Raw genomic sequence first — 16,522 nt, 5'->3', positions numbered from 1 at the left:
ATTCAGGTGCGCATCTCGCGCTCGGTTTCCGTCAACGAGGCCTTGAACGCATCGCGCGCAAACAGGCGCTCCATGTAACCGATCAGTGGCTTGACCTGCTTTTCCGGCAGCTCGATGTTGAGTGCGGGCAGCCGCCATAGTAGCGGAGCGAGGCAGCAATCGACCAACGAGAACTCCTCGCTCATGAAAAACGTCATGTCCTCGAAGATCGGCGAGATGCCCACCAGGCTCTCGCGCAGCTCCTTGCGGGCACGCTCCGCGTCCTTCTTGCTGCCCGAGAGGATTTCCTCGACCAGCGGGCACCACTCCCGCTCGATGCGATGCATCCACAGGCGGCTCTGGGCGCGGGCCACCGGATACACCGGCAACAGCGGCGGATGCGGGAACCGCTCGTCGAGATACTCCATCATCACCTTGGACTCATAGAGCACCAGATCGCGATCCAAAAGCGTCGGCACGCTGTTGTAAGGGTTGAGATCCGCCAGCTCCTCGGGGCGGTTCTCGTCACCGACTTCGATAATGTCCACGGCGACCCCTTTCTCCGCCAGCACGATACGTACGCGATGGCTGTAATGATCATCGCTGCCGGAATAGAAGGTCATCGACGACCGCTTGGCCACTACACCCATGTAACACTTCCTCGCATCAGTTCGAACCCGAATGATAACACGACATACCGATTGCGAGAGCCCGCCACCGACACCGCCGACCTTTTCCCTGCCAGCCATCCATGGCGCCGTAGCGCGGCCAGCCAATCGATATCACGCCAGTGCCAGGCCGCTCGGTCGAAGGCCTCGGCAGGTGCATGGTCCAGAGCGCTCATGCTGACGCCAGCTAAACAAAAACGCCCAGGCTGGCCGGCCTGGGCGTTTTCTGCAAAGCGCGGAAAATCAGCGCTTGGAGAACTGCGGGCGACGGCGCGCCTTGCGCAGACCCACTTTCTTACGCTCGACTTCACGCGCATCGCGGGTCACGTAGCCGGCTTCGCGCAGCGGCTTGCGGAACTCTTCATTGTACGAGAGCAATGCCCGGGTGATGCCGTGACGAATGGCGCCCGCCTGGGCGGAACCGCCACCGCCGGCAACGGTGATGTAGGCATCGAACTGCTCGCCGGTCTGGGTCAGTTCGAACGGCTGACGAACCACCATCTGCGCGGTGACACGACCGAAGTACTCGCCGAGTTCGCGATTGTTGACGGTGATCTTGCCGGTGCCCGGCTTGAGGAATACGCGGGCCGTGGAAGTCTTGCGGCGCCCGGTACCGTAGTACTGCTGTGACATGGCGAATGGTCCCTTAGATGTTCAGTTCTAGCGGCTGCTGCGCGGCATGCGGATGCTGGGTACCGGCGTAGACCTTGAGCTTGGTGTACATGGCACGACCCAGCGGGCCCTTGGGCAGCATGCCTTTGACGGCCGCTTCGATGACCCGCTCGGGGGCGTGATCGATCATCTGCTCGAAGGACAGCGAGCGCAGGCCCCCCGGATAACCGGTGTGCCGATAATAATTCTTCGCTTGAGCCTTGTTGCCGGTCACACGAACCTTTTCCGCATTGACGACGACGATGTAATCGCCGGTGTCGACATGCGGCGTGTATTCGGGCTTGTGCTTGCCACGCAAGCGGCGAGCGATCTCTGTGGCCAGGCGGCCGAGCGTCTTGTCCGCGGCATCGACGACATACCAGTCGCGCGTGACGGACTGCGGCTTAGCACTGAACGTCTTCATGGATTGAATCACCAATTGATGTATTGGGTCGCGCGCCAAAAGCGCTCGACCATCCCTATTTTTCTTGGTTGCCAGCCGGCCAGGCCGCCGACAACGGTTGAGCGAGCGCGCATTGTACATGAGCCGATCGCTCAGGTTAAGGGCATTATCAGGGTTTGTGCGGCAGTGCCAGGTACTCCCGCGACTGCATCTCCTGCAGCCTTGAAAGCGTGCGCGCGAACTCGAAGGTCAACGAACCCTCGGGATACAGCGACTCGATCGGCACCGCCGCCGACATCAGCAGCTTGACGCCACGGTCGTAGAACTCGTCGACCATGTTGATGAAGCGTCGCGCCTGATCGTCGCTGGCCCGCCCCAGCTTGGGAACGTTGGTGACCAGCACGCCATGAAACTCGCGGGCCAGCTCGATGTAGTCATCCTGGCTGCGCGGGCCATCGCAGAGCATCGCGAAATCGAACCACACCACCTCGTCGTGCAAGCGCCGTGCCGTGAGGACGCGACGGTTGATCTCCACCGGCACCTCACGCTCGCCCTCGCCACCGGCGAGCTCGCGAAAGCTGCGCTCGAGCCGCTCGTCGGCCTCGGCGCCGAGCGGCGTATGAAAAAGATCGACGTGCTCGAGCGCACGCAGCCGATAATCCACGCCCGAATCGACATTGACGATTTCGCAATGCCGCTTGAGCAGCTCGATCGCCGGAATGAAACGCGCCCGCTGCAGGCCGTTCTTGTAGAGCTCGTCGGGGACGATATTCGACGTCGTGACCAGCACCACGCCTTTGGCGAACAAGGCTTCGAGCAGATTGGCCAGGATCATCGCATCGGTGATGTCCTTGACGAAGAACTCGTCGAAGCAGATCACCCGCGCCTCGCTGGCGAACTTGCCGGCGATCAGCGTCAGCGGGTTCTTCTCGCCCTTGTAGTGCTCAAGCTCGTTGTGCACGCGCTGCATGAAGCGATGGAAGTGCGTGCGCATCTTGTCCGGAAACGGCAGCGACTCGTAGAAGGTGTCGACCAGGTAGGTCTTGCCGCGGCCGACTCCTCCCCAGAAGTACAGCCCGGTGACATCGGGCACCGGCGGCGCCTCGGGTTCATCATCGCGCCTGCGGAGCAGCTTGGCCATCCGCGACTTGAGCCCGCCATCGGCACTCATCGGCGCCAGCGAACGGCGCGGCGTGCTGATCAGCTCGTCATAGAGTCGCTGAAGATGCTCGACCGCACGCTCCTGGGCGGCGTCATACTCGAAGCCCGCGCGCTTTAGATCGGACCGGTAACGGGCCAATGGCGCAAGCGCGGTGCCGGCGTTGGCGCTCGCCGAGGTAGGGGTTATCGTGCACATGAGCGTCAGGCATCTCCCGGCTGCAATCGATAAATCGCGCATTATACGCCGCTAAGATTCGCCGCGCATGCGACCGCGATGGTCGCGCGGCGCGTTGACCCGGCGCGCGCCCTGCCCCGTATAATGAGCCGTGTCACCACGACGACCGCCGGGTGGGCGTCGTGGCCGTGGTTAGAGATCAAGGGGAACGACGTGTATCAAGGCAACATCGATTGGATCCTGGCAATCGCCAGTCTGTTGGCGGGTGTCGGCATCGGCGCCCTGGGCTATCACCTGCTCAACGCCAATGTCGCGCGCAACCAGAAAACCCGCCAGCGATTGGCCGAGACCGAACTCGAGCTGAGCCAGATGAAGGGCGTGCTCAACGATCACTTCGCCCGCGCGGCGGACCTGGTAACCAGCATTCAGCGCCAGAGTCACGAGCTCGAACAACAGCTCGCCCAGGGCGCCGACCAACTGTGCGACGACCTGCAGATCAAGCGCCGCCTGAGTGGTCAGGGCGAGGAGGAGACGCCCAGCGATGGCGACGCGCCTGCCCCGCGCGACTATGCCGACGATGGCCGAGGCACGCTGGCCGAGGACTTCGGCCTGCGTCAGCGCGAGCAAACGGCCGATCCCGCAACTCCGCTGCGCTACTGAGCGCAGCGGCTTGTAGCAGGCTATGCGGGTCATCAGGCCGGGTTATCGATATCCACGAAACGGTGCTCGACACCCAGCTCCCTCCCCAGCCATTCGCCGAGCGCCTGGACACCGTAACGCTCGGTGGCGTGGTGGCCGGCCGCGAAATAGCTGATTCCCATCTCGCGGGCCATGTGCGTTGTGCGCTCGGATATCTCGCCGGAAATGAACGCCTCCGCTCCCGCCTCGGCGGCCTGGGCAATCATGTCCTGGGCGCCCCCGGTACACCAGGCGATACGGCGAATCTCGCGGGCATGACCGCTGATCACCGTCGGCTGGCGATTCAATACCGCCGCCAGATGACGTCCCATGGCCGTCGTATCCATGGCGCTTGCCGGCTCGCCCAGCCATATCAGGCCTTCGCCCAGTTCGCCATCGGCGCAGCCGTTGACCCGAAAGCCCAGCCGTTCGGCCAGGCAGGCGTTGTTGCCCAGGCTGACGTGAGCGTCCAGCGGCAGATGATAGGCGAGCAGGTTGATATCGTTGGCCAGCAGCGCCGCGAGCCGCCGACGCTTCATGCCGGTGATCGCCAGCGGCTCGTTCTTCCAGAAATAACCGTGATGCACCAGTAGCAGATCGGCTCCCCAGGCAACCGCCTCGTCAACCAGCGCCTGGCAAGCGGTCACGCCGCTCATCACCCTGGCGACCCGCTCGCGGCCGGCCACCTGCAAGCCGTTGAAGGTATAATCCTTGAACCGCGCCGCATGCAGCTCGGCATCGCAGGCTTGTATCAGTTGGTCGCGTGCCAGCATGGCTCCTCCCGGGCATTCATGAAAAGGCGGTGATACACTGCCGCCATTGTAATGGCTGCACCCATCGGCTTCGACACAAGCGTGGCGCTGGCGGCCCCTTGCTCAAGGATCATACATGCGTCGCTTCGTGATGCCCCTTGTCTGGCCTGTCATCAGTGGTGTGTTGCTGGCCGTCGTCCTGCTTTACCAGTTTCCCGATCTGCTGGGCACCGAAGAGCCCCAGCCGCCGGCCAATTCCACGGCCCCGAGCGAGCCGACAGCCAGCGAAGCTCCGGGCGTCGCGGCACCCCGGGCAAGCAACGCCACGGCCACCCCGCGCCCGGCGCCGAAATTGCAGGAGGCCGTGCCGCTCGCACGCCTCAGCGGCACGACCAGCTACGCCAGCGCGGTCGCCAAGGCGGCCCCGGCAGTGGTCAACGTCTATTCCTCGCGGGTCGTCGAGCGCGAACAGAATCCGCTGATGTCCGACCCCTTCTTCCGCCAGTTCTTCCGCGACGACACGCCGCGCCGACAACGCCTGCTCTCGAGCCTGGGCTCAGGGGTGATCGTCAGTGCCGAGGGCTACATCCTCACCAATCAGCATGTCATTCGCGGCGCCGATCAAATTCAGGTCGCCCTGCGCGACGGCCGCGAGACGCTTGCCCAGCTGGTCGGCACCGACCCCGAGAGCGATCTCGCCGTGCTCAAGATCGGCCTCGACGGGCTGCCGGTGATTCGGCTTGCCGATTCGGAGAAAATCGCCGTCGGCGATATCAGCCTGGCGATCGGCAACCCCTTCGGCGTCGGTCAGACCGTGACCATGGGCATCATCAGCGCCACCGGTCGTAATCAACTGGGGCTGTCCACCTATGAAGATTTCATTCAGACCGATGCCGCGATCAACCCCGGTAACTCGGGAGGGGCACTGGTCAACGCGCAGGGTGCGCTGGTGGGCATCAATACCGCGATCTTCTCGCGCTCCGGCGGCTCGCAGGGCATTGGCTTCGCTATCCCTACCAATCTGGCGCGCGACATCCTCAGCCAGATCATCACCAACGGCCGAGTCATTCGTGGCTGGCTGGGCATCGAGGTACAGGAGGTCACCGCCAATCTGGCCTCATCGTTCGGGCTCAATGCCATCCAGGGGGTCGTCGTCGCCAATGTGGTACCGGGCGGGCCCGGCGCCGAGGCCGGCCTGCAACCCGGCGACGTGATGACCGCCATCGACGGCAAGCCGATCATCGACCCGCGCGTGGCGATGGCCGATATTGCCGAGATCGCGCCCGGCACGCGGCTGCCGGTCACCTACATTCGCGGTGGCAAGCGCTATACCGTGGAAGTCGTGGTCGACGAACGGCCGCGTCCGCAGCAAGCCTGAACGCGGTCAGCCGTGAAATTCACTCGCCCATAGAAACGGGCCCGCGTCGGGCAGGCCCGTGTTCATGCGCCGGCGGGCGCAAGCCGCACGGCACGCCACTCAGTCGTCGATGCGATTCTCCGCCGAGCGCGCATGGGCGGTAAGTGCTTCGCCCCGCGCCAGCACCGAGGCGGTGCGGCCAAGTGTCGCCGCGCCCTTGGCGGAACAGTGGATGATCGAAGAACGCTTCTGGAAGTCGTAAACCCCCAACGGCGACGAGAAGCGCGCCGTTCCCGAGGTCGGCAGCACATGGTTGGGCCCCGCGCAGTAATCGCCCAGCGCCTCGGCCGTATAGCGGCCCATGAAGATTGCCCCGGCGTGACGCACCTCGTGCAGCCAGGACTCGGGATCGGCCACCGACAATTCCAGATGCTCGGGGGCGATGCGGTTGACCAACGCCAGCGCCTCGTCGCGATCCCGGCAACGAATCAGCGCGCCACGCGAGCGCAACGAGGCGCGCACGATCGGCGCGCGCTCCAACGTCGGCAGTAATCGCTCGATCGCCGCCTCGACGGCGTCGAGATGCGCCGCGTCCCAGCCCACCAGAATCGCCTGGGCATCCTCGTCGTGCTCGGCCTGGGAAAACAGGTCCATGGCCAACCAGTCGGGATCGGTGCCGCCATCGCTGACCACCAGAATCTCCGAAGGGCCGGCGATCATGTCGATGCCGACCTGGCCGAATACCGCGCGCTTGGCGGTCGCCACGTAGATGTTGCCGGGCCCGACGATCTTGTCGACTCGCGGCACGCTTTCGGTGCCGTAGGCCAGCGCGGCGATCGCCTGCGCCCCGCCGATGGTGAAGACGTGATCGACCCCCGCCACGTGCGCGGCGGCCAGCACCAGATCGTTGAGTACGCCATCCGGCGTGGGCACCACCATGACGATCTCGCGCACGCCGGCGACATGCGCCGGGATCGCGTTCATCAACACCGATGAGGGATAGGCCGCCTTGCCGCCGGGCACATAGATGCCGGCCCGGTCGAGCGCGGTGATCTGCTGGCCCAGCAGCGTGCCGTCGGCTTCGCGGTATTGCCAGGATTCGGATTTCTGATGGCGATGATAGCTGCGGATCCGCTGTGCCGCGTGTGCCAGGGCCTCGCGCTGGGCATCGGGGAGGCTATCGAAGGCCTGCTCAAGGCGCTCGGGGCTGAGCGTCAGCGCCTCGACGCTGTCCGCCTCGACGCGATCGAAGCGCCGGGTCAGCTCGACCAGCGCGGCGTCGCCGCGCGTACGCACGTCTTCGATGATCTGACTGACGCGCTTTTGAACTTCGGCGTCGGAGACGCCCTCCCAATCGAGCAAGACCTCGAGCAGCGGACCAAAATCCTCATCCCGGGTATCCAGCCGGGGCATCTTGAAGCTCTCGGTGGCACTGTCGGTAACGGTATCGGCCATGATGCGAACCTCGTCTGTGGCGCTCGACTCGCAGCGCCGGGAATCAGGAAACCGGGGCCTTGGCGTGGCGCGCCTCGACGGCCTGGCGCAGGCGTTCGATCAGCGGCTTGAGACGCTCGTGTTGCATGGTCATGGCGGCCTTGTTGACCACCAGCCGCGTGCTGATGTCGGCGATCAGCTCGCGCGGCTCCATGCCGTTGGCGCGCAGCGTGTTGCCGGTGTCGACGATATCGACGATCTCGTCGGCGAGGTTCATCAGCGGCGCCAGTTCCATGGCGCCATAGAGCTTGATGACCTCGGCCTGAATGCCCTGCTCGGCGTAGTAGCGCCGCGCGATATTGACGAACTTGGTCGCCACCCGGCGCCGCGCATGGCGTGCCTGCATGCCGGTGACACCGGCGGTCATCAGGCGGCAGCGGGCGATCTCCAGATCGAGCGGTTCATAGAGCCCTTCGGCGCCGTGTTCGAGCAGCACGTCCTTGCCGGCGACCCCCAGATCGGCGGCGCCCATCTGTACATAGGTGGGCACGTCGGTAGCGCGGATCACCACCAGCTTGATGCCTTCCAGATTGGTGTCGAACAAAAGCTTGCGGCTCTTGCCGAGATCCTCGCTCGGCTCCACCCCGGCATCGGCCAGCAGCGGCAACGTCTCGTCGAGAATGCGCCCCTTCGACAGGGCGAGTATCAATTGCTTTGACATGGCGACTTCGATTCCAGGTGTTTCCAGACGGCTCGGAAGGCTCAGTGACCGGGCACGCGGCGGATCTTGGCGCCGAGCGACTGAAGCTTTTCCTCGATGCACTCGTAGCCGCGATCGATGTGGTAGATGCGATCGACCAGCGTCTCGCCCTCGGCGATCATGGCAGCCACGACCAGGCTGGCCGAAGCCCGCAGATCGGTGGCCATAACCGGCGCACCGGAAAGCCGCCGGACCCCGGTCACGATCGCGGTGTTGCCTTCGATGGCGATCTCGGCGCCCATGCGCTTGAGCTCCTGCACGTGCATGAAGCGGTTCTCGAAGATCGTCTCGACGACGCGGCCGGTGCCGTCGGCGATGCAGTTCAAGGCCATGAACTGGGCCTGCATGTCGGTGGGAAACGCCGGGTACGGCGCGGTTCTGACGTTGACCGCACGCGGGCGGCGCCCCTGCATGTCGAGTTCGATCCAATCGTCGGCGTGGCGGACCATCGCCCCCGCCTCTTCCAGCTTGGCGAGCACCGCGTCGAGGATGTCGGCGCGGGTATTGCGCACTCGGACGCAGCCCCCCGAGGCCGCCGCGGCGACCAGAAAGGTGCCGGTCTCGATGCGATCGGGCATCACGTCGTAGTGGCAGCCGTGCAAGCGCTCGACCCCTTCGACGGTGATGGTATCGCTGCCCTGGCCGCGGATCTTCGCCCCCATCGCGATCAGGCACGCGGCCAGGTCGACCACTTCCGGTTCGCGGGCGGCGTTCTCCAGCACGGTGGTGCCCTCGGCAAGCGCCGCCGCCATCAGCAGGTTCTCGGTGCCGGTGACGGTGACGGTGTCGAAGATGACCGTCGCGCCCTTGAGGCGACCATCGACGCGGGCCCGGATATAGCCGCCCTCCACCGTGATGTCGGCGCCCATGGCTTCCAGACCGCGAATATGCAGGTCGACCGGCCGGGTGCCGATCGCGCAACCGCCGGGCAACGACACGTCGGCCTGGCCGAAATGCGCCAGCAACGGCCCCAGCACCAGGATCGAGGCGCGCATCTTCTTGACCAGCTCATAGGGCGCGTGGCACTCGCGGACCTGGGAGCCGTCGAGCTGGATGCTCATTTTCTCGCCCATCACCGGCTCGACGCCCATATGCGCGAGCAATTCCAGCGTGGTGGTGATGTCCTGAAGGTGCGGCAGGTTGCCGATGATGACGGGCTCGTCGGCGAGCAGCGTGGCGGCCAGGATCGGCAGCGCGGAATTCTTCGCCCCGCTCGCCCAGACCTCGCCGTTGAGCGGGCCGTTACCGGTGATGATCAGCTTGTCCATGGTGGTCGAGTACTCAGCTCTGGGCGCTCTCGGGCGCGTCCTGCCACTGCGCCGGGGTATAGGTCTTGATGCTCACGGCGTGAAGCGCGCCGCTGGCGATCTCCTCGGACAACGCGCCGTAGATCAGTTGCTGACGTTTGACGGGGCTCAGTCCTGCGAATGCTTCGCCCACAGCGACGACCTGGAAGTTGCAGCCTTCGCCCTGGATGTGAAATTCGCAGTCGTCGATCCGCGACTCCAGTCGCGCCTTGACATCACTGGGTTGCATGGCCGTGGGACTCCTGTCGAAGATGGGCCGGCGACGCGTCGCCGGCGGGTATCGTGAAGGCGTCCATGGTAATGAAAAGCACCGGCAATGGCGATGCCCAGCCGCGCTGTCGGCCCACCGCGCGATCACCTCGAGGCGATCAGCCCCCCACCGCTTGCGTGGGAGATGGCAACAGCTGGTCGATGCCCGCCAGCGAAGTCACCCGAGCCAGCGGCTCGGAAAGTCTGACCGACTCGATCTTGAGACCGCGTTCGCGAGCACAGCGCAGCCATTCGAGCATTACGCTGATCGCCACGCTGCTGGCCCGATCGACGCCGCTCAAATCAAAGCGCACCACACTGCCAACGGCCTGGGCACCCAACCATTCACAGCCGCTCTCGGCCAGGCTGGCGGCGACGTCGAAATCGGCCTCGCCACTGGCGATCAGTGCCTGATCCTCCACGACCAGCCGCACACCGTCGTGATCGAGCAATATACTCACTGCGCCGCCTCTTGCCCCGAGGAAGCGGTGCCCCCTTTCTCCAGCTCCTCGGTGGCGACTTCGGGCGCCCACTCATCGATGACCTTGTCGTAGTTGCGATTATTGTTGCGCATTGCCTGATCGAACTGGTTACGGAACGTCAGCCCTAAGTTGATGCCGTTGACGATGACGTTGACGACCTTCCACTGGCCGTCGTCCTGGCGCAGGGTATAGCTCACCGGATAGACCTGACCGTCCTCGGCCACCACTTCCATGTCGACGCTGGCCTGGTCCTCGTATCGGCCGCCCGTCCCGTCCAGCACCCGCAATTCGCGATAGTTGAACGTCACCAGGCCCCTGGCGTAGGTGTCAATCAAGGTCTGACGGAACGTATCGACGAAGCGTGAACGCTGCTCCGGCGAGGCATTGCGAAAATAGCGGCCCATGACGCTGGCCCCGATGTAGCGAAAATCGGCAATCTGCTCGAGATTCTTGTCGATCAGTGCCTTCAATTCATCGGGATTTGCGACGAAGTAGTCCTTGCGCCCTTCGATCTGCCCCATCAGCTGATTGATGCTGTCGCGGATCAACTGCTCGGGTTTCTGTTGAGCCTGGGCCGCCGATGCCATCAATAGCACCGCGCCTATCACGGCCAACCAACGCAAAACGAAAAACTTGCTGTGCATCGCCATACTCGACTCCTGCTCAATCCTTCACCATGTTCGACACGAACTGCTGAATCAGTTCTTCAAGCACCAGGGCCTGCTGCGTATCGCGGATCGTATCGCCATCCTCGAGAGTTTGCGGGTCGCCGCCCATCGACAGACCGATGTACTGCTCGCCCAACAGCCCCGCAGTAAGTATCGCCGCCGTGGAGTCGCGCGGCAAAACGCCTTCGAGCTTGTCGTCGACCTCGAAAGTGACGCGGGCGTCGAACCATTCAGGGTCGAGTTCGATCGCCGAGACCTGCCCCACCTCGACGCCGGCCAGCGTCACCTTGGAGCGCACCTTGAGACCACCGATATTGGCGAAATTGGCGTGCAGCGTCATGGTATCGCCCGTAACGCCGGTGCCCAGACCGCTGACTCGCAGTCCCAGGAAGATCACGCCGATCACGCCGGCCAGCATGAACAGGCCGACCCCAAATTCTATCCCCTTGCTGCGTCTCATCCGAGTTCTCCAAACATCGTCGCGGTGAGCACGAAGTCCAGCCCCAGCACCGCCAGCGAAGAATAAACCACCGTGCGCGTGGTGGCGCGCGAAATGCCTTCCGAGGTTGGCACCAGGTCATAGCCCTGGAAGACCGCGATCCAGGTCACCACCAGCGCGAACACCACGCTCTTGATCATGCCGTTGCCGATATCCGCGAAGAAGCCGACGCTGTCCTGCATGTTGCTCCAGTAGGAGCCATCGAAGACGCCCAGCCACTGCACGCCGATCAGGTAACCGCCCCAGATGCCCACCACACTGAAGCCGACGGTCAGCAGCGGCAGCGAAACGAAGCCCGCCCACAACCGTGGGGCGATGATCCGGCGCAACGGGTCGACACCGATCATCTCCATGCTCGAGAGTTGCTCGGTGGCCTTCATCAGGCCGATCTCGGCGGTCAGCGCCGAGCCGGCGCGCCCGGCAAACAGCAACGCCGTGACCACCGGCGCCAGTTCGCGCAGCAACGACAGGGCGACCATCTGCCCCAGCGCATCCTCGGCGCCGAAATCGACCAAAATGGTGTAGCCCTGCAGCCCCAGCACCATGCCGATGAACATGCCGGATACCAGCACGATGGCCAGCGACATCACGCCGACGAAATGCATCTGGCGCAGCCACAGCCGCCAGCCTTCCCGTGACGGCACGGTCAGACTCGACAACACCAGGATCATCCCCGCCCGCCCCAGCGCGTCGATGGCATCCAGCGTCGTCCGACCCAGCGCCGCGATCCTGCGCAAGACAGCCCGGCGCAAGATCGTACCGGGCAAGGCATGGCTACGATTTTCGTGACGATCGCTCAACGCTGCACCCTCCCGGCCATGATGTCGGTGACGTAATCCGGCGCTGGATAATGAAACGGCACCGGTCCGTCGGGTTCACCGTGGATGAACTGGCGCACCCGGGCGTCGCCGGTGTCATCCAGCGATGCCGGCGTGCCATGCGCCATCACCTGGCCATCGGAGATCACGTAGACATAATCGGCGATCGTCAGGGTCTCCTTGACGTCGTGGGAGACCACCACGGCGGTCAGTCCCAGTGCCTGATTGACCTTCTTGACCAATTGCACCAGCACGCCCATCGAGATCGGATCCTGCCCCACGAACGGCTCGTCATAGAGGATCAAGTCGGGATCCAGGGCGATCGCCCGGGCCAGCGCCACCCGTCGCAGCATCCCCCCCGACAGTTCCGAGGGCATCAGTTCGCGAGCGCCACGCAAGCCCACCGCCTCGAGCTTCATCAGGGCGATGTCGCGTACCATCGCCTCGGGCAGATCGGTATGCACGCGCAACGGGAAAGCCACGTTCTCGAACACGGAGAGATCGGAAAACAGCGCGCCGCTCTGGAACAGCATGCCCATGCGCCGGCGCAGCCGGAACAGCGCCCGCCGCGACAGGCGGTGCACGTCGTGGCCGGCGATCCTGACCCGCCCCGCGTCCGGCCGCAACTGGCCGCCGATCAGCTTGAGCAGCGTCGTCTTGCCGGTGCCGCTGGGTCCCATGATCGCAGTGATCTTGCCGCGCGGAATCTGCAGATCGACACCGCGAAAGATTTCCTTCTCGCCACGGGAAAAGCGCAATCCTTCCACCTCGACGAGCAGCGATTCGTTCATTCAGGCGACTCAGTGGTGAAAAATTATCGAACATCGTATCCTAACCCAGCGTACCACGACCAGCCCGACCGGGTTTCACCCTTGCATGCCACCGCCACTATGCGTCTAATAAGCGCCCGGCACAGTTGCGACGAACCGGCCGGAGCGTCCGGCAGCGTCGCCTCTTGAGTCCAATCGCCCCGGGGGCAACAATCACTGCCATGACCATCGATATCGACTTCGCCTTTCGTGCCAGCGCCCGACGCACCTTGAAACTGGAACAGCAGGCCATCGCCACACTGATCGGCAAGCTGTCCGACGATTTCGACCGCGCCTGCCGGCTGATCCTCGCCTGCCAGGGGCGCGTGGTGGTCACCGGCATGGGCAAGTCGGGGCATATCGCACGCAAGATCGCCGCCACGCTGGCGAGCACTGGAACGCCGGCCTTCTTCGTCCACCCCGGCGAGGCCAGCCACGGCGACCTGGGCATGATCACCGCCCGCGACGTGGTACTGGCGCTGTCGAACTCCGGCGAGACTCAGGAGATCACCGCGCTGCTGCCGCTGTTGAAGCGCATGGGCACGCCGCTGATCAGCATGACCGGGCGTCCCGCCTCGGCCATGGCCTGCCATGCCGAGGCCCACCTCGACGCCAGCGTGGAGCGCGAAGCCTGTCCGCTCGATCTGGCGCCGACCGCCTCGACCACCGCCGCGCTGGCGCTTGGCGACGCGTTGGCGGTGGCCCTGCTCGAGGCGCGCGGCTTCACCGCCGAGGACTTCGCCCTGTCGCACCCCGGCGGCACGCTGGGCCGGCGCTTGCTGCTCAAGGTCGAGGACCTGATGCACAGCGGCGAACGCCTGCCCCGCGTGGCGCTGGGCAGCCCGCTGCGCGACGCACTGCTCGAAATCTCCCGCAAGGGGCTGGGCTTTACCTGCGTGATCGACGACGAGGGCCGGCTGGCCGGCGTCTACACCGACGGCGATCTGCGCCGCACCCTCGATCAACATGGCGATCTGCGCGCACTGCGGGTCGACGATGTGATGACCCGCGGCGGCAAGCGGATCCGCGCCGACATTCTAGCAGCCGAGGCGGTCAGGCTCATGGAAGACAACCGCATCACCGCGCTGGCCGTGGTCGACGGCGACGATCGCCCGATCGGCGCCATCCACATGCACGACCTGCTCGTCAGCGGCGTGATCTGAGGAGACAGCATGACCAATAATCCCGACCTGACCGAGCGCGCCCGTCGCGTGCGCCTGCTGGTCCTCGATGTCGATGGCGTGATGACCGACGGCCAGCTGTATTTCCAGACCGATGGCCAGGAAACCAAGGCGTTCAGCACCCAGGATGGCCAGGGCATCAAGCTGCTGCGCCAGGCCGGCGTCGAGGTGGCGATCATTACCGGCCGCGAGTCGCCGATGGTGGCGTGGCGCGCCGCGGCACTGGGCATCGAGCATGTTTTCCAGGGGCGCGACGACAAGCTGACCGTGCTGCGCCAGTTGCTCGACACGCTGGATCTCAAATTCGAGCAGATCGCCTATTGCGGCGACGATCTGCCCGACCTCGCCCCCATCCGCTGCGCGGGGCTCGGCATCAGCGTGCCCAATGCGCCAGACTATATCCGTGAACAGGCCGACTGGGTCACCCAGCGTCCCGGCGGCAAGGGCGCCGTGCGCGATATCTGCGATGGACTGCTGCAGATGCAGGGCCACTGGACGGCGCTACTCGACACTTATCTCCACGACCGGAATTAAACGATGCTCCAGCGTCTCTCGCGGCTTTCACCCAAATGGTGGCTGGCACTCATCCTGCTCGCGCTGGGCGGACTCCTGGCGCTGATCGAGCAACGCAATATCCCGCTACCCGCTCCCCCTCCCACGGCCGAAAGCGGCGAACCCGACTACTATCTGGAAGACGCCAAGCTGACCCGCTTCGACGCAGCCGGCAACGCCTATCAGCGGCTCGCGACACCCCGCCTGACGCATACCCCGATTGATGACGTGACGCGCCTCGAATCCCCCGATGCCCGGCTCGTCGACGACCGCGGCCGGGTCTGGTTCGCCAGTGCCGACACGGGTAGGCTGGGGGCCAACGCCAATCCGCTCACGCTAAGCGGCAACGCCCAGCTCGAGGCGCCCGGCGAGGGCTGGCGAATCAACAGCGAGGTGCTGATCTACGATGCCGACGACAACCACGCCTGGAGCGAGAGCGACGCCGTACTGCGCAAATTCCAGCAGCGCGTGCGCGGCGATCGCTTCGACGCCTGGCTGAACACTGGACGCCTGCAGCTCAACGGCAACGTACGCGGCCATCACCCGACGATCGACGAGGATTCAGGAACATGATGCGTACCCTTTTCGCCGCCTTAACCCTGGCCGGCGCAGCGCTTCTCGCCGCGCCGGCCCTGGCGCTGGACAGCGATGCCGACCAGCCGATCAATATCGCCGCCGACCGCCTGGATCTCGATGACCGTGCCGGCACCGCCGTCTACACCGGTGACGTCGACATGCAGCAGGGCAGCATGCAACTGACCGCCCAGCGCGTCGAGATCAAACGCAACGACCAGGGCGAAGTGACCCAGGTCACCGCCATCGGCGACGCCGAGCGCGCCTATCTCGAACAGCGCCCGGCGCCCGACGACCCGCTGGTCAAGGGCTGGGGCGATACGATCATCTACTACGCCGGCGAGCGGCGCGTCGAGCTCGTCGGTCAGGCCGAGCTACGCCAGACCAGAGATACCTTCAGCGGTGCCTATGTCGAATATTTTCTCGACAACCGCCAGGTCCAGGCGCGCTCCCAGGCCCAGGGAGCCGAGAACGAGCGCGTGCGCATGAGCCTGACGCCGAAGTCCGCCGAACAATGACCCCGCCGATCGAGGCCAGGCTAGAGGCCAATCTAGAGGCCAATCTAGAGGAGAGTCCCGCGCGATGAAGACACTGTTCGCCAGGCATCTGGCCAAGAGCTACAAGAATCGCCGCGTGGTTCAGGACATCAGCCTATCGATCGGCCAGGGCAGTATCGTCGGCCTGCTCGGCCCCAACGGGGCTGGCAAGACGACCTCGTTCTACATGATCGTCGGCCTGGTACGCGCCGACGCCGGCGAGGTGGGCATCGACGACCAGGACCTCAGCCGGGCAGCAATGCATCACCGCGCCCGCGCCGGCATTGGCTACCTGCCTCAGGAAGCCTCGATCTTTCGCAAGCTGTCGGTCGCCGACAACATCATGGCGATCCTCGAGACGCGTCGCGACCTGGACAAGCCGGGACGCAAGCACCAGCTCGAACAGCTGCTCGAGGAATTTCATATCACCCATATTCGCGACAACATGGGCATGAGCCTGTCCGGTGGCGAGCGCCGGCGGGTAGAGATCGCCCGCTCGCTGGCCACCGAGCCGGCGTTCATCCTGCTCGACGAGCCTTTCGCCGGGGTCGATCCGATCTCGGTCGGCGAAATCAAGTCGATCATCCGCCAGCTGCGCGATCGCGGCATCGGCGTGTTGATCACCGACCATAACGTGCGCGAGACGCTGGATATCTGTGACAACGCCTACATCGTCGGCGACGGCCAGATCATCGCCGAGGGTAACGCCGAGGCGATCCTCGCCAGCCAGAAGGTCCGCGAGGTCTATCTGGGCAATGAATTCCGGCTCTGAGCGATTGTCATTGCCGGGCAGAATCGGCGCCTGCCAAACGCGTCGGCCCTGCGCAAGA

General features: G+C 64.7%; 21 protein-coding genes. 7 read left to right on the top strand and 14 right to left on the bottom strand.

Translation table 11 applies throughout. The features are described 5' to 3' along the window. Positions 1-2: 2 nt before the first annotated feature. The 4 genes from sspA to zapE form a co-directional block, all read right to left on the bottom strand. Positions 3-629, bottom strand: a complete 627-nt coding sequence (gene sspA, locus K7I12_RS08030; protein ID WP_031383145.1) for a stringent starvation protein SspA — start codon at positions 627-629, stop codon at positions 3-5. A 261-nt stretch (positions 630-890) separates the two neighbouring features. Beyond that, the gene (gene rpsI, locus K7I12_RS08025) at positions 891-1,280 is read right to left on the bottom strand and encodes a 30S ribosomal protein S9 (RefSeq protein ID WP_031383144.1); all 390 of its coding nucleotides are present in this window, start codon (positions 1,278-1,280) and stop codon (positions 891-893) included. Between the two features lie 13 nt (positions 1,281-1,293). After that, positions 1,294-1,722, bottom strand: coding sequence for a 50S ribosomal protein L13 (gene rplM, locus K7I12_RS08020; RefSeq protein ID WP_031383143.1), 429 nt, complete (start codon positions 1,720-1,722; stop codon positions 1,294-1,296). A 148-nt stretch (positions 1,723-1,870) separates the two neighbouring features. Continuing rightward, a complete protein-coding gene (gene zapE / locus K7I12_RS08015) occupies positions 1,871-3,058 on the bottom strand; it encodes a cell division protein ZapE (protein WP_031383142.1) in 1,188 nt (395 codons plus the stop codon). A 192-nt stretch (positions 3,059-3,250) separates the two neighbouring features. On the opposite strand from zapE, the gene K7I12_RS08010 reads away from it, so the two are divergent. Next, positions 3,251-3,697 (top strand): YhcB family protein, encoded by a 447-nt coding sequence (locus K7I12_RS08010; RefSeq protein WP_035575169.1) that lies wholly within the window; start codon positions 3,251-3,253, stop codon positions 3,695-3,697. Positions 3,698-3,729: 32 nt separating this feature from the next. On the opposite strand, the gene K7I12_RS08005 is transcribed toward K7I12_RS08010, so the two are convergent. Continuing rightward, positions 3,730-4,488: a Nif3-like dinuclear metal center hexameric protein gene (locus tag K7I12_RS08005; protein ID WP_031383140.1), complete on the bottom strand. Its 759-nt coding sequence runs from the start codon at positions 4,486-4,488 to the stop codon at positions 3,730-3,732. Positions 4,489-4,603: 115 nt separating this feature from the next. On the opposite strand from K7I12_RS08005, the gene K7I12_RS08000 reads away from it, so the two are divergent. Then, positions 4,604-5,845, top strand: coding sequence for a S1C family serine protease (locus tag K7I12_RS08000; RefSeq protein ID WP_031383139.1), 1,242 nt, complete (start codon positions 4,604-4,606; stop codon positions 5,843-5,845). A gap of 99 nt (positions 5,846-5,944) precedes the next feature. Here the strand turns inward: K7I12_RS08000 and hisD are convergent, their stop codons facing one another. From hisD to K7I12_RS07955, 9 genes are all read right to left on the bottom strand, one after another. Then, on the bottom strand, positions 5,945-7,279 hold the full coding sequence (gene hisD, locus K7I12_RS07995; protein WP_231663831.1) for a histidinol dehydrogenase: 1,335 nt from the start codon (positions 7,277-7,279) through the stop codon (positions 5,945-5,947). Positions 7,280-7,322: 43 nt separating this feature from the next. Then, on the bottom strand, positions 7,323-7,979 hold the full coding sequence (gene hisG / locus K7I12_RS07990) for an ATP phosphoribosyltransferase (RefSeq protein ID WP_031383137.1): 657 nt from the start codon (positions 7,977-7,979) through the stop codon (positions 7,323-7,325). Positions 7,980-8,020: 41 nt separating this feature from the next. Further along, positions 8,021-9,286 carry a UDP-N-acetylglucosamine 1-carboxyvinyltransferase gene (murA, locus tag K7I12_RS07985; protein ID WP_031383136.1) on the bottom strand — a complete coding sequence of 422 codons (1,266 nt, stop codon included), beginning with the start codon at positions 9,284-9,286 and terminating at the stop codon, positions 8,021-8,023. 13 nt (positions 9,287-9,299) lie between these two features. Beyond that, positions 9,300-9,554 carry a BolA family protein gene (locus tag K7I12_RS07980; RefSeq protein WP_031383135.1) on the bottom strand — a complete coding sequence of 85 codons (255 nt, stop codon included), beginning with the start codon at positions 9,552-9,554 and terminating at the stop codon, positions 9,300-9,302. Positions 9,555-9,693: 139 nt separating this feature from the next. Further along, complete coding sequence (locus tag K7I12_RS07975) at positions 9,694-10,035, bottom strand: STAS domain-containing protein (RefSeq protein WP_031383134.1); 342 nt, start codon at positions 10,033-10,035, stop codon at positions 9,694-9,696. Beyond that, positions 10,032-10,706: an MlaC/ttg2D family ABC transporter substrate-binding protein gene (locus K7I12_RS07970; protein WP_051907385.1), complete on the bottom strand. Its 675-nt coding sequence runs from the start codon at positions 10,704-10,706 to the stop codon at positions 10,032-10,034. Before K7I12_RS07970 ends, K7I12_RS07975 begins: the two co-directional genes overlap by 4 nt. A gap of 13 nt (positions 10,707-10,719) precedes the next feature. Continuing rightward, the gene (gene mlaD / locus K7I12_RS07965; RefSeq protein ID WP_031383132.1) at positions 10,720-11,184 is read right to left on the bottom strand and encodes an outer membrane lipid asymmetry maintenance protein MlaD; all 465 of its coding nucleotides are present in this window, start codon (positions 11,182-11,184) and stop codon (positions 10,720-10,722) included. Next, positions 11,181-11,960, bottom strand: coding sequence for a lipid asymmetry maintenance ABC transporter permease subunit MlaE (gene mlaE / locus K7I12_RS07960; protein ID WP_201448219.1), 780 nt, complete (start codon positions 11,958-11,960; stop codon positions 11,181-11,183). The genes mlaD and mlaE overlap by 4 nt, the downstream gene beginning before the upstream one ends. Positions 11,961-12,019: 59 nt before the next feature. Next, complete coding sequence (locus tag K7I12_RS07955; protein WP_031383130.1) at positions 12,020-12,832, bottom strand: ABC transporter ATP-binding protein; 813 nt, start codon at positions 12,830-12,832, stop codon at positions 12,020-12,022. A gap of 200 nt (positions 12,833-13,032) precedes the next feature. On the opposite strand from K7I12_RS07955, the gene K7I12_RS07950 reads away from it, so the two are divergent. The 5 genes from K7I12_RS07950 to lptB all read left to right on the top strand — a co-directional run bounded on the left by K7I12_RS07950 (position 13,033) and on the right by lptB (position 16,464). Further along, positions 13,033-14,013 carry a KpsF/GutQ family sugar-phosphate isomerase gene (locus K7I12_RS07950; protein ID WP_231663830.1) on the top strand — a complete coding sequence of 327 codons (981 nt, stop codon included), beginning with the start codon at positions 13,033-13,035 and terminating at the stop codon, positions 14,011-14,013. A gap of 9 nt (positions 14,014-14,022) precedes the next feature. Further along, entirely contained in the window at positions 14,023-14,565 is a 543-nt protein-coding gene (locus K7I12_RS07945) for a KdsC family phosphatase (RefSeq protein WP_231663829.1), read from the top strand. 3 nt (positions 14,566-14,568) lie between these two features. Then, the gene (lptC, locus tag K7I12_RS07940; protein ID WP_231663828.1) at positions 14,569-15,156 is read left to right on the top strand and encodes an LPS export ABC transporter periplasmic protein LptC; all 588 of its coding nucleotides are present in this window, start codon (positions 14,569-14,571) and stop codon (positions 15,154-15,156) included. Then, positions 15,153-15,674, top strand: coding sequence for a lipopolysaccharide transport periplasmic protein LptA (gene lptA, locus K7I12_RS07935; RefSeq protein ID WP_231663827.1), 522 nt, complete (start codon positions 15,153-15,155; stop codon positions 15,672-15,674). The genes lptC and lptA overlap by 4 nt, the downstream gene beginning before the upstream one ends. 64 nt (positions 15,675-15,738) lie before the next feature. Further along, on the top strand, positions 15,739-16,464 hold the full coding sequence (gene lptB, locus K7I12_RS07930) for an LPS export ABC transporter ATP-binding protein (protein ID WP_231663825.1): 726 nt from the start codon (positions 15,739-15,741) through the stop codon (positions 16,462-16,464). Positions 16,465-16,522 lie beyond the last annotated feature (58 nt).

This window comes from Halomonas sp. IOP_31, assembly GCF_021151495.1.
GTDB lineage: Bacteria > Pseudomonadota > Gammaproteobacteria > Pseudomonadales > Halomonadaceae > Modicisalibacter > Modicisalibacter zincidurans.
Note: the sequence above shows the minus strand (reverse complement) of the source record. Positions and strands in the feature narration are given on the sequence as shown.